The sequence below is a fragment of the Amphibacillus sediminis NBRC 103570 genome, assembly GCF_001552275.1.
Classification (GTDB): Bacteria; Bacillota; Bacilli; order Bacillales; family Amphibacillaceae; genus Amphibacillus_B; species Amphibacillus_B sediminis.
In genome coordinates this window covers 18128-31077 of record NZ_BCQW01000030.1, presented here as the reverse complement: position 1 = coordinate 31077, position 12950 = coordinate 18128, and the positions used below count along the sequence as shown (strand labels likewise).

Annotated in this window: 11 protein-coding genes; all 11 read right to left on the bottom strand. The window is 38.5% G+C overall.

Features of this window, described 5'->3' with window-relative positions; genetic code table 11:
• Positions 1-340 precede the first annotated feature (340 nt).
• The 11 genes from ASE01S_RS13645 to ASE01S_RS13595 all read right to left on the bottom strand — a co-directional run bounded on the left by ASE01S_RS13645 (position 341) and on the right by ASE01S_RS13595 (position 12889).
• Positions 341-1180, bottom strand: a complete 840-nt coding sequence (locus tag ASE01S_RS13645; RefSeq protein WP_067843546.1) for a carbohydrate ABC transporter permease — start codon at positions 1178-1180, stop codon at positions 341-343.
• A gap of 19 nt (positions 1181-1199) precedes the next feature.
• Positions 1200-2144, bottom strand: a complete 945-nt coding sequence (locus ASE01S_RS13640; protein WP_067843542.1) for a carbohydrate ABC transporter permease — start codon at positions 2142-2144, stop codon at positions 1200-1202.
• A 37-nt stretch (positions 2145-2181) separates the two neighbouring features.
• Entirely contained in the window at positions 2182-2775 is a 594-nt protein-coding gene (locus tag ASE01S_RS13635) for a YesL family protein (protein ID WP_067843539.1), read from the bottom strand.
• 386 nt (positions 2776-3161) lie between these two features.
• Positions 3162-4037, bottom strand: a complete 876-nt coding sequence (locus tag ASE01S_RS13630; RefSeq protein WP_067843536.1) for a glycoside hydrolase family 43 protein — start codon at positions 4035-4037, stop codon at positions 3162-3164.
• Positions 4038-4060: 23 nt separating this feature from the next.
• Complete coding sequence (locus ASE01S_RS13625) at positions 4061-6040, bottom strand: beta-galactosidase (RefSeq protein WP_067843531.1); 1980 nt, start codon at positions 6038-6040, stop codon at positions 4061-4063.
• A 384-nt stretch (positions 6041-6424) separates the two neighbouring features.
• Entirely contained in the window at positions 6425-7063 is a 639-nt protein-coding gene (locus tag ASE01S_RS13620) for a YesL family protein (RefSeq protein ID WP_067843528.1), read from the bottom strand.
• 236 nt (positions 7064-7299) lie between these two features.
• Positions 7300-8145 carry a carbohydrate ABC transporter permease gene (locus ASE01S_RS13615; protein WP_067843525.1) on the bottom strand — a complete coding sequence of 282 codons (846 nt, stop codon included), beginning with the start codon at positions 8143-8145 and terminating at the stop codon, positions 7300-7302.
• Position 8146: 1 nt separating this feature from the next.
• Positions 8147-9076, bottom strand: coding sequence for a carbohydrate ABC transporter permease (locus ASE01S_RS13610; RefSeq protein ID WP_067843522.1), 930 nt, complete (start codon positions 9074-9076; stop codon positions 8147-8149).
• Between the two features lie 99 nt (positions 9077-9175).
• Entirely contained in the window at positions 9176-10486 is a 1311-nt protein-coding gene (locus ASE01S_RS13605; RefSeq protein WP_067843519.1) for an ABC transporter substrate-binding protein, read from the bottom strand.
• 535 nt (positions 10487-11021) lie between these two features.
• Positions 11022-11906, bottom strand: a complete 885-nt coding sequence (locus ASE01S_RS13600) for a carbohydrate ABC transporter permease (RefSeq protein ID WP_067843516.1) — start codon at positions 11904-11906, stop codon at positions 11022-11024.
• Between the two features lie 20 nt (positions 11907-11926).
• A complete protein-coding gene (locus tag ASE01S_RS13595; RefSeq protein ID WP_083512152.1) occupies positions 11927-12889 on the bottom strand; it encodes an ABC transporter permease in 963 nt (320 codons plus the stop codon).
• Positions 12890-12950 lie beyond the last annotated feature (61 nt).

Genomic DNA, 12950 nt, shown 5'->3' with positions numbered 1-12950 from the left:
TAGTGAACTACCCATTTAGATAAATGTTCAATAGGTTGCCGAATTAGAAGCAAGCAGGTCGAGGCGGCGATGATTTGAGCAACGGAGCGTATGCCCTTAGATACGTGAGTCGCGCAAAATCGAGCCAACAACGAGATGCGCCGCTTATCATTTGGTGACATAGTGAACTACCCATTTAGATAAATGTTCAATAGGTTGCCGAATTAGAAGCAAGCAGGTCGAGGCGGCGATGATTTGAGCAACGTAGCGTATGCCCTTAGATACGTGAGTCGCGCAAAATCGAGCCAACAACGAGATGCGCCGCTTATCATTTGGTGACATAGTGAACTACCCATTTAAGTTAACCCTTAACACCACCCAACGCAATCCCCTCAATCACCTGCTTCTGCCCAATGATAAAAACAAGTAAAAGTGGCAAAATAGCTGACACAGCAGCAGCCATCATTAACGAATAAAATTCTCCATTAATTGTAGTGAATTTCTGCATCGCTAATTGAATGGTATATAATTGGTCGGTTCTTAAAAAAATCAATGGATTTTGATAGTCATTCCAGGTCCAAATAAATCTTAATATCGCATAAGTCGCGATTGCGGGTCTGACGATGGGCATTGCAATGCGCCAGAAAATAATCCAATGACCTGCGCCATCAATCTTCGCTGCTTCGATCAGATCAGTATGAATGCCCATAAAAAATTGTCTAAGCATAAATGTACCAAGTACACTAAAGCTCCCTAACAGAATTAACCCTATATGGCTATCAAATAAGCCTGCTTGTCTAAACATTAGAAATTGTGGCACTAAGCTCGCTTGTGGGGGGATCATATAGGTAGCAAGAACAATTAAGAACAACCATTTGCCCGCAGGGAACCTAACTTTAGAAAAACCATAACCGGCTAGTGCTGATACGATAACGGATAGAACGGTTGTTAATACGGCAACCTTTATCGAATTCCAATAATATGTGTAAAAAGGATAATCGCCAAACCAAACTTCCGTATAGTTATTGATTGCATTCCATGTATTAGGAATCCATTCAATCGGATATTTAAACACATCCGCTTCTATTTTAAAAGAGGTTGTGATCATCCAGATAAATGGTAGCAAAAAGACTATACTACAAATCAACATGATCAAGGTTATGATCGTCTTGATCATGAGTGGTTTAATATGTTGACCCATTAATTTAACCTCCTTTTATCTAGTAATTGACCCATTTTTTCTGTCCAATCCATTGTAGGATGGTTATCGTAATAACAAATAAGAATAAAACAACGGCAATGGCTGATGCATAGCCAATCTCTAAATTTATAAATGCAGTTTGATACAAGTGCCAAACAAGCATGGTTGTTGAGTTAAGTGGACCACCAGCAGTTAGCACGGCAATAAGGTCGAATACTTTAAATGTAGCAATAATACCTGTTATTAGCAGAAAGAATGAAGTAGGTGAAATCAAGGGTAATGTAATATTTCTGAATCTGCACCATAGGTTTGCCCCATCCATTTCAGCAGCCTCGTAAAGTTCTTTAGGAATCGATTGCAGCCCTGCTAGATAGACAATGAGATTAAAACCAATCGATGTCCATGTATGAATGAGCATTAATGATATTAGCGCAAAATTCGGGTCAGAAATCCAAGCAGGAGGGTTTTCGATGCCCCAACTGATTAAGGTTTGATTGATTGGACCTGCTGACGGATGAAATAGGACCTGCCATACGGTAGCCACAGCTACTACACTTGATATATATGGCATAAAAAATGCTACCTTAAAGTAATCTTTGATAAAAACATGTTTATCAATTACAATAGCCAGTAAAAGTGAAATTGCCATCGTGATTGGAACCGTTAAGATAAAAAAGCCATTATTAATCATTGATCTTATAAAAACGTGATCACTAAATAGATCGATAAAGTTTTGAAAACCGACCCATTCCAATTGTTCAAAGCCTGATATAAACTTCCAATCTGCAAAACTTAAAACAAACGTAGCGAGCATCGGAAGAAGAACGATAAAACTAACCCCCAATAACATAGGTGAGACAAAAAGTAGTCCTGCTACATTTTCTCTTTTCTCAATTTTAGCAGCCCTCCTTTTTACTCTTTTCTTTGCAATATCTTTTTCCTTGATAAGATAGAGTTCTTTCATCTTTTCACCTCTCACTTAGGTAAACTTATTCCTCCAATTAAGCAGTAAGTCCATTTTGCTCCTGCACTTTATCAAATACCTTTGCTGAGAAAATTAAACAAAGATAGCTCATCCCACTCCCTAAGAAAAATATTCCGATTGCCGGTATTAATAGTGAAATAGTCAAAATGGTGAAACAGCTGGATAGTGCTAGGATAGATTGACGCGGAAACCCAATTGCCATCAACAAGGCTGTTTGCAAATATTTAACAATTGTCATTTCAGTCCATACGATAAGGGGAAAAATATACACAAGCATAAAACTAATTAAAGTGAACAGGACAATCACACTTGTTAAAATAACATACTGGATCATTCCATCAAGCTTGCTAACGATCATTATGTCGCAGCTTAACAGCAATAGACTTACCCAAAAAATGATTCCTATTTGATTTGATTTTTTAAAGGCCAGCTTGTAATTGTGGAAAAAGGTCGAAAATATCTTTGTTGCTTCATTTTTATCTAGCCTCTCCTTAAGGATGGAGATCATAGCCACTGTTGAAGGTGCTATTCCTAATATGACTAAACCTAGCAGGGTAAAAATAAACCACAATATATTGAGATATGCTAACAAATATACTGTGTCGCACACTTTAATCATCCTATCCGTTATTCGATGAACGGTCACTCACTCACCTCACTTTCCACCTATAAACATAGTTTATTTTGTAATCACTTCGATAAATAGCAATTATTTTTACCTTTAATTAAATTAATTTTACCTTTTAGCCTAGCGGTAACCGTGAAAGGCTAAAGTTTTTCTGTGCTATGGAAATTCAAAACACCTTTGCAATCGAACGAGTGACATCTCTTAGATGAACTCATCTGTGCAAAGGTGTTTATTTTGCTTAATGATCATTATTTACCTTCCAACCAATTGAACCTAAGTTATTTTCCACGATTACCAATCTAAAAGCTTGCTCCGTTACCTAAACCTGATCTGCTCCCCTCTGATTCGGCACCTATTTGAACACACACTTATACCTTTATCGTTCCTTGTAGCGGTAACTGCCTCCCTACGTTAATAAAGGTTGGCCTTTCATTTGGCGATTGATTAGGGGCATGAATAGCAAGCATCCACTCTTTTTCGAGTGTTTGAAAGAGCATCCCATGTCCGCCGTCTTTCTCAATTAAAACTTGCCTTTCATGCTGCCAAGGTCCTTGAATCTCACCGGAAACCGAACGAGATACACCAATCGCATAGCCATGTTCTGCAATACTGGACCAAAGCATAGATAGTTGACCATTTTCATAATAAAGAAAGGGCCCATCTGTGACAAATTGATCAGTTTTCTTATTCACTGGCCTTGGCCAATCGGCTTCACTTGCACTAAATAAGCAGATCGGTTTTCCAATCGATGTACGTAAATCCTCTGACAGGCGTAATGCGCACATTTTACCATCCCCGACCTGGAGCCATTCCCAACAAAAAACAAGCCATGGCTGTTGATCTTGATCGACATATAATGTGCCATCAAGGCATTCCCAATCACGAGGTGTAACGGGTTGATCACTTATAGGATAATAAGGACCAGCAGGCTGATCTGCTTTTAATATTTGAGTCCCACGACACGCTTGGGCCGCTTTAAAACTCGCAAGCATATAATATGATCCCCGATAATAATGGACCTCTGGCGCCCAAAAGTGTCGATCAGCCCAGAAGGTTTGTTCTGGGCGAAACGCTGGAAAGGGCCCGTTCCAATTGGTTAAATCCTTACTTGTATAAAAATCAAACCCGCTCGCTTTTCCATTCCAGACATTTTCATCTGTAGTCCCGAATAAATAATAGGTGCTTGTCTCTGTTTCTACAAAAACAAAGGGATCTCTTATTCTGATCTCGTCTGTATTTAGCATACACGCTCACCTCTAGACCATATTTATCGCTGCTCTAAAATTAAATGCTCAAAAGGAGACAATTGGTATTGACCAACCGGCATTTCCCTTTGGTTAATTAAATCATTAAAAGGTTGAACTAGAATGAATGGGTTTACCTGATCAGAAAAATTCACTAACCAAAACTGTACTTTTTTGTCCTCGGTCTGGCGTGGAAAGACCATAATTTGATCAGCCACCTTAATTGCATGATCATGGATCAGAGGTGCAGTATATTGATGAATGATCGTCTTTAACAACTGATCATCAGGTTGAGAACCTAACATGACCAATTTTCCTTTTCCGATTTTCTTTTCAATCAAAAAGGCTTTGCCTTGACCTTGTCCTTTCGTTACTTTACCAAGTACTTTTGTTTCGTCATCAACCTCAAAAAAACTACTAAGTCCCAGCAATTCTGATTCTAAACCAAATGCTTCTCCATAATGATGGCTGTTCGTGGCAGGGAATTGAATCATCTCTTTTATTCCTAATATAGATGTTAATGAGCCTAATCCACCTTCAGTAGGCCAAGTATGTTCCCCTGTTCGATCGCCCGTCATCGGTCCAGCAATCCATACACCACCATGTTCGATAAATGATAAAACACGCGATAAAAATGAGTCGGATAGATGATGAGCATATGGTGTAAATAATACATGACATCCGCTCAAATCATGTCCTTCTGGCACTAATTTTCGTTCAAGATTTAGCTCTAGAAATAATTTATAAAAATCCGTGATCTTATCTTTATAGACATATTCACTACCATGCTCAACATCGATAAAGGAACGCGCACGATCGGAATATGTAATGGCCACACGTGGTTCTAGCACCTTTGTCTTGTGGAGGTAAGGCTCAATTTGCTTAATCAGCTCACTCACTTCGACTACATTTTGATAGCCGATTGTTGGATCTCCCCAAGAGCTAACAACAGAGCCATGTGGTTGCTCACAGCCGGACCTCTGTCCTCTAAATAACCAATAACAGAAGGCTGAACCTCCCGAAGCAAATGTAGCAAAGCTCTCTGCTTTGACATAACCAGGCTCGTGGAGCTTGCCATATTGTTCAAGGTGACCGTTATATGATGTACTTGTTTCGAGCAACATATAGTCACGTGTCTCATTTTTCAAGTACTTCCAGCGATCCTGATTCATGATAAAACCAGGGTGCTTCTCAAGCGGGGTATATGTATCAAAGCTGACATAATCAAGTGCTTCAGCTAGTTTTTCATTGTCTAAATCAAAAAACATACTGGTATTATGCGTAATAGGGATAGTCGTATGTGTTCGAATCGTATCAGCTTGTTCCTTAGCAAATTCGGCTATTTTATCATGGGTAAATTCGTGATAATTTTGAACTAAGGCACTATTATGTAGAAATGGAGTAGGCAATGGCTGAACAACTTGTGAAAAATCCAAGTATGTCTGACTCCAAATGGCTGTTCCCCAAGCCGTGTTTAAATTATCAATTGTTTGATACTTGTTTTTTAGCCAATCTGACCATAAGCGCTTGCAATTATCACAATAGCATGGGCCAATATGACACTTAAACTCGTTATCTAGTTGAATAGCAATAACATGATCATAACGTGCAACAATTTGGGCCAGCTTTTCGGTTATGATTGCAGCCCGTTCCCTAAAAAAGGGATGGTTTGTACAAATATGCTGTCTAGAACCATGATACATGCACTGACCATCTTTATTTTGATGTAAGCGTTCTGGGTGGCCATCTGTCAGCCAAATTGGTGGTGTCGGTGTCGGCGTACAAACAATGACATCAATCTGATATTCAGCTAACAAATCTAGTGCTTCAGTCAATTTAGTAAAATCAAATTGGTCCTGCTCAGGTTCATAGGTTGACCACGCAAATTCACCAATACGAGCAAGGTTCATACCCAGCCGTTTCATATGAGCGATGTCCGTTTTATTTGTTTCCATATCCCATAATTCAGGGTATAAAGCAGCGCCATAATAAATTTTGTCCATCATTGTTCGTCCTTTCTATTCGATTATCTTTTCTAGCTGGAACGGCCTTAAATGCATCAGCCCTGCATAAAGTGAAACTTCGTTTAGTGGGAGTGTTTTCCATCCCCACTGAACGTTAATTATTGAACCAATCGGGCCGTTACTGGCTGTTGGATCTCCCACTTAGACATGACCTGTTCCCATATTTTTTGAAGTAGGAGGCTTACAAAAGACCTTCGATGGGGCGAGTAATTGCAGCCCTAGACAGTTACACTGCGATAAAAATTTGATAACATGACCCCATCTCTATTCTCGTCATTCGGAGTAATCTGTTGATTTGATACAAAAAAGGGAAAATCCAAAAGTTAAAGTAGATTCTCACTCTCTTGTTTTTCCACTTGATTCCTAGATATTGCTTTGTGTAGCACCAATGCGTTGAATATGATTAAAGACCTTCATAGCTAAGTACATCGTAAGTGCACTTGGCATACTAACAGCGAAGAATAATAATAAGCTAGGAAAAATAGTGAATATAAAATAAATAATCACTAAAGCTATTAAAATAATTAAACTATAATGAAAATGTGAAAGGCCTATTAGTAAAGCATACTTGAAATAATTAACCAAGCTCGTCTGATAATGTGTAAAAGCTGGCAAGACATAGAGTGCCATCAGCAAAAATAAACTAACTATGACCAAATACAGCCCTGACATAAGATAGAATGATAGATTAGTTAGCGATGGTAAGGTTAAAAAGCTAAAGCCTAGTATGAGAAGCAACACAAGCATCATCCACCCTAGCGCATTCGCTTTGAAAAAATTAACCTTGTACTCATGGACAAATGTTTTAAAGATTGCCAGATCTAAAGATTGTTCTTGATAAATTCGGCGGAAAATATTCAGCATGGCTACCGTGGCCGGTGCCCACCCAAATAATCCTAACCCCAACAAAGTAAACGCTAACCACAATGTGTTAAGCCACGCAAGTACCATTATCCATTCAAAAATATGATTCATACGTGTTCGAATTCCTAAATGGCTCAATCTTGTCACCTTCTTCTATCTTAATCTATTCTAAAACATTCAAATTTTGGACCTAACTATTAAAATCGGCGTAAAAGCTTGTAGCGGGCAAGCCTACACTTACCCGCTCACGCTTTTAGCGTGATCTTTACTATATCGATAGCCATTACAAGCCGAACGATAAAAAGGCACACGTACCTGCACTTAGATTTGAATGCTCTTAACATAAGCAGCCTAAATAAGAAAAATATTATCTGCTATTTTAGCCCAGTTGTTGCAATCCCTTCGACTAAATATTTTTGGAAAAAGGCAAAGATCAACAGCTGTGGGAATAAGGATAACGAGGACATCGCTAATAACGGTCCCCAAGATGTACTGCCTTGTGTATCCATAAAATTGCGTAAGGCAATCGTTACGGTATGAAGACTTGCATCGTTTAAATAAATCAATGGTGCTAAGAAATCATCCCATGTCCACATAAAACAAAACAATGCAACCGTTACGAGTGCAGGTTTTAATAAAGGTAGAATGATACGCCAATAAATACCTAGTTTAGAACAACCATCAACAATAGCAGCTTCATCGAGTTCCCGTGGTATACCGCGGATAAATTGAATCAGTAAAAAGATGAAGAACGGTTGCCCACCCATTAAACCTGGTAATAGAAGTGGATAGAACGTATTGACCCAACCAATATTATTAAAAATGATATATTGTGGAATAAGGGTAATCTGAACGGGAAGCATAATCGTTGCCATTAAACAGGCAAATAAAATGTTGCGCATTTTAAATTCTAATCTGGCAAAACCATACGCCACGATACTACCCGTTAAAAGTGTACCAATTACCACAATGGTTGTAATGATAATTGAATTTTTAAAGTATGTTGCAAAACCGATTCCACCAAAGCCAGCCCAACCGCTCGGGTAATTTTCCCAAACAAATTCACTTGGCCATAAAGAAATCGCATTATTAAAAACCTCGGCTGCAGGTTTTAAAGAACTAGCAATCATCCATAAAATCGGATAAATCATCACAATACCGATCCCGATCACAAAAGCGTAAAAAACAATGTCACCAAGAAGTCGCCTATTTTTCGCCATCTTAACGACCTCCTTCTGATTGGTAAAACACCCAATACTTAGATGTCAAGAAAAATAAAAATGTAATGGCAGCAATAACGATAAGCAATACCCATGCCATTGCTGAGGCGTAGCCCATTCTTAAATATTCAAAGGCCGTTTCATACAGATAAACCGCATAAAATAATGTTTCATCTAATGGCCCACCACCTGTAATGAGATAAGACTGGGTAAAAGTCATGAAGCCTGAGATGGTTTGCATAACTAAATTGAAGAAGATAACGGGTGTCAGCATCGGCAAAGTAATGCTGAAGAATTGTCTTATTTTACTTGCTCCATCCACACTGGCAGCTTCATATAATTCAGCTGGTACTTGACGCAAACCCGCTAAAAAGATAATCATCGGTGAGCCAAATTGCCAAATAACGAGCAGAATTAACACAAATAAGGCTGTATTAGGATTACCGATTAGGTTGGTATCGGTTATATTTAAAGCAGATAAAATCTGTGTGATCGCGCCTTGACGACCAAATAATTGCTTCCATACTACCGCAATAGCAACACTCCCACCAATAATAGAAGGAATGTAATAAACAGCTGAGAAAAATGAGCTTCCCTTCCGCCCTGTATTAAATAGCATTGCTAAAGCCAATGCAAAAATTAACTTTAATGGAACTGAAATAAAAACAAATTTAAAGGTTACCTCTAGTGATTTGAGAAAACGTGCATCACTAAATAGATTTCGATAATTCTCCAGTCCAACCCAATTAGGTGAGGACAAGAGATTATAATCGGTAAAAGATAAATATAGCGAGGCAATCATCGGCCCTAGTATTAATAGAATAAATCCAATTAACCAGGGTGATATGCTTAAAAAGCCAGACCAGTTATCGTGCTTAGTACGCGCTGACTCTAATGTTAAGCTAGCTGTTACGTTCTTTCTTTTTGTCATATTATTCACCACCGATTTTCTTCGTAGCTAAACGAGCTCTAAATTTTACTTAAGGTTTTTATAGCGGCTAGCTAAAGCTAACTAGCCGCCAGCTATTCATTAATTCAATACAGCTTCTGCTTGCTGGATAAATTGACTCGCTGCCTCTTCTGGTGTGATTTGATCATATTTTAATGATTCAATAATCCGACTAAAGGCACCACGCACTTCCGTTTCCCCTGGTGGGGCAATTGGATCAGCTTCGGTTGTATAGTCTGCAACTAGTTCCAGAAAGTCAAAGGTTTTTTGAACAGATTCAGGTACCTTATCACTTAAATGCTCACGGACAGCCGCTGAGATTGGTACACCTCGTTCAGCTTGAAGAATTTCATTAGCTTCTAAATTATTTGTCATAAAATCAATGAATTTAGCAGCAGCTTCTTGGTGTTGTGAATGTTGAGTAATAGAGAATGACATACTCGGTCTAATAAAATTAGCATGTTGTCCATCTAATGATGGCAAAATAGCTAGGTCTAACTCATATTCAGTTCCTTGTGCGATCCCAATAATTTGGTTGCTTGCAGCTGTTTGCATCGCTGAAGTCCCTTCTTGGACCATCGAATTTCCACCTTCTATATATGACATCATGATATCATGTGAAGGAGCCGCTCCATCGACCACCATGCTTTGTACCCATTCAAAATATTCAACTAAAGTGCTCTCTTCAAAACCTAAACCATTTCCTTCAGCATTATAAAACGACATACCATTTTGTCTAGCATAATTATTAAATAACTCATATTCAGCGTTGGCAAAATCGTAGCCTAAATACTCCTCGCCTGCCTCTTCTTTAGCTTGCTTGATCTTCAAGTTTATTTGATAGAGGTCCTCATACGTGTAGCCAGGCCCAAGATTCACCCCATACTCCTCAAGCATTTCCACATTATAGACAAGTGCTAGTGCGTTAGCACCTGATGCCACAGCCAACACGCGATCTCCATCATGATTAATTTCCTGATAGACATCATCAACATCAGCTAAATTGATTGAACCATCATTGATTAATGGAGCAAGGTCGACTAATAAATCATTGCTGTTGTATTCATTTAAATAGGAATTGTCCATTGCAATAACATCAGGTAAATTATTACCTGCGGCTTGTGTATTTAATCGTTCCCAATAGCCATCCCAACCTGTATATTCAGGTTGAACTTTTATATCTGGATTTATGCTTTCAAATAATTCGATTGCCTCTAATGTCATATCATGACGTTCTTGGTTCCCCCACCATGCAACCCGAATTGTTGTCTCACCATTACTTGCACTATCATCTTGCTCCACATCATCACCTGAGCCTTGATCAGCTTCGCTACAGGCTACCATTAAAAGTAGTACTGACATGAATAGAAATAAAAGACTTTTCTTTTTCATACTATTGCCTCCATTTTCTTAGAAATCGCTTACATAACGATTATAAAGAAGTTTATCCATTGTTAATAGCAGAAAAAAGTTAAAAAACTATTAAAAAGTAATCCACTTTTTTATAAGTGATCCTTTGCATCATAAAGTAAAACTTCGTTCAGTGGGGGTTCGACGGAATAGGATGTGCTCGTGCAGACGTTACGACACGACGTCGCGAAACTTAATCAGCTTCCTCTCTCCCACACTGAACGTTAGTTGAACCAATCGGGCACTTACTGGCTGTTGGCTCTCCCACCATGTTCCCTTCTTTCTTGAAGTGAGAGTCTTACAAAAGCCCTTCGATGGGGCGAGTAATCGCAGCCCCATCCATTTACACTGCGAAAAAAGATAACTAACACTAACCTAAATAGTCAGGAAAACGAGCTCGTGGCCATACATAGCCATGCGCTCGTTCCCCTGACTGGAACGGTCACTACATCTAATCTCGTTACTTGGATGACGTTCAGCTTATGATACACAAGTCTGTCTTTGTTGCACTTTCACTTTACCCTTTTACTGAGCCTATGAGTAGACCTTTAGCAAAATGCTTTTGTAGAAACGGATAGACAGCCATAATTGGTAATGTTGCAATAACAATAATAGCTAGTTTCATCCCTTCTGCCGGAGGAATATAGTCTGGATCTAAGGATCCTAACGCATTGGGGTCAGATGAAATCGTGACTTGTCTTAATAATAGTTGCAATGTCCACTTTGAACTATCATTTAAGTAGAGTAATGGACTCATAAAATCATTCCAAATCCCAACAGCATAAAATAAAGCAAAGGTCGCAATAATAGGTTTCGATAGTGGTAAAACAATTCTCCAAAAAATCCCTATTTCTGAAGCCCCATCTATTTTGGCTGATTCCTCTAACTCAACAGAGAAATTTTGGAAAAAGTTCTTGATGATAATAAGGTTAAATGGATTAATCGCACCTGGTAGAACTAGAGCCCAATAAGAATCAATTAAGCCCAAACCTTGTACAACTAAAAAGGTTGGGATCATTCCACCACTAAATAGCATGGCAAAAACAACCATATTAATTAACAATTTTCTTCCATGCAATTTTCTTTTGGCAAGTGGGTATGCCATTGTAAAGGTAAAGAATAATTGGACCAGTGTCCCTACCGCTGTTACACCTACTGTAACGATAATACTTCGGATAAACGCTTCTGAAGTAAAAATATATCGATAGGCTTCTAACGTAAACGTTTCTGGAATAATGAAAAAGGCACGTCTAGCCAATTCCGATTCTGTTGCAAACGAACCAGCCACCACATAGACAAACGGTAATAAGGTAATAATCGCTGCCAATCCTAGAAAAATGAGATTGATGACATCAAAAACACGCCCTGGCTTGGTATTGTGCAGTTTATGGAGGTCACTCATTGTTGTTCAAACTCCTTTCTTTAAAAAAGACCACTTTCTTTATCTACGCGTTTTGCGATAAAATCTGTTGTTAAAATTAAGATGATCCCGACAACTGACTTAAACAATCCTACAGCAGTACTGTATGAGTACGATCCTCTGGTAATCCCGACATTATAAACGTAGGTATCAAATACATCAGCTACCGTTCTGTTTAGGGAGTTCGTCATCAAGAAGATCTGATCGAATCCTGTATTTAGGACAGACCCCATTGTTAAAATTAACATAATAACAACCGTCCCTCTAATTGCCGGTAATGTTATATGCCAAATTCGTCTAAATCTTCCGGCACCATCGACAATGGCTGCTTCATATTGTTCAGGCGAGACATTGGCTAGCGCCGCTAAGAAAATAATCGTTCCCCAACCGGTTCCTTTCCATACCCCTTGGAGGATAATCATTGGCCTAAACCACTCAGGGTCTGCTAAAAAATTAATCCTTGTTCCAAACAGTGCTTCAACCATTTCGACAATAACCCCACCATTGATTGAGAACAAAAGGTGTGTTAATCCAACAACAATCGTCCATGATAAAAAGTGTGGGATATATATACACGTTTGGACTAGCTTTTTGTATATGGAAAATCTGACTTCATTTAGAAGAACAGCTAAGAAAATCGGGGCAGGAAATGCAATGGCAATACTTAGGAATGAAATCCACAGGGTATTGCCTAATAACCTAAGGAAATCTGGACTACCAAAAAATGAAGTAAAATGTTCGAGTCCTACCCATTGACTATCTTGAATGCCTAAAAATGGGACATAATTTTTAAATGCAATAATAACACCATACATAGGCGCATATCTGAACGTTAAAAAATATAAAACACCAGGGATAAGCAAAACATATAACCATTTATCTCTAATCCACATCACCTTTAATATTTCGGTAAATGATTTTTTGTTTGCTTTATCTTTTGGTTTACCTATCATTAAGGCTTTCATCATTTCACCTTTCTTTCTTAGAAAAGGGTGACTGAAATTCGTCACCCTTTTTGATATGATG

Bases quoted from the DNA above. Each gene is read 5' to 3' on its own strand.
- ASE01S_RS13595 (WP_083512152.1), bottom strand. From the start codon at position 12,889: ATGAAAGCCTTAATGATAGGTAAACCAAAAGATAAAGCAAACAAAAAA.
- ASE01S_RS13645 (WP_067843546.1), bottom strand. From the start codon at position 1,180: ATGGGTCAACATATTAAACCACTCATGATCAAGACGATCATAACCTTG.
- ASE01S_RS13615 (WP_067843525.1), bottom strand. From the start codon at position 8,145: ATGGCGAAAAATAGGCGACTTCTTGGTGACATTGTTTTTTACGCTTTT.
- ASE01S_RS13610 (WP_067843522.1), bottom strand. From the start codon at position 9,076: ATGACAAAAAGAAAGAACGTAACAGCTAGCTTAACATTAGAGTCAGCG.
- ASE01S_RS13630 (WP_067843536.1), bottom strand. From the start codon at position 4,037: ATGCTAAATACAGACGAGATCAGAATAAGAGATCCCTTTGTTTTTGTA.
- ASE01S_RS13600 (WP_067843516.1), bottom strand. From the start codon at position 11,906: ATGAGTGACCTCCATAAACTGCACAATACCAAGCCAGGGCGTGTTTTT.
- ASE01S_RS13640 (WP_067843542.1), bottom strand. From the start codon at position 2,144: ATGAAAGAACTCTATCTTATCAAGGAAAAAGATATTGCAAAGAAAAGA.
- ASE01S_RS13625 (WP_067843531.1), bottom strand. From the start codon at position 6,040: ATGGACAAAATTTATTATGGCGCTGCTTTATACCCTGAATTATGGGAT.
- ASE01S_RS13605 (WP_067843519.1), bottom strand. From the start codon at position 10,486: ATGAAAAAGAAAAGTCTTTTATTTCTATTCATGTCAGTACTACTTTTA.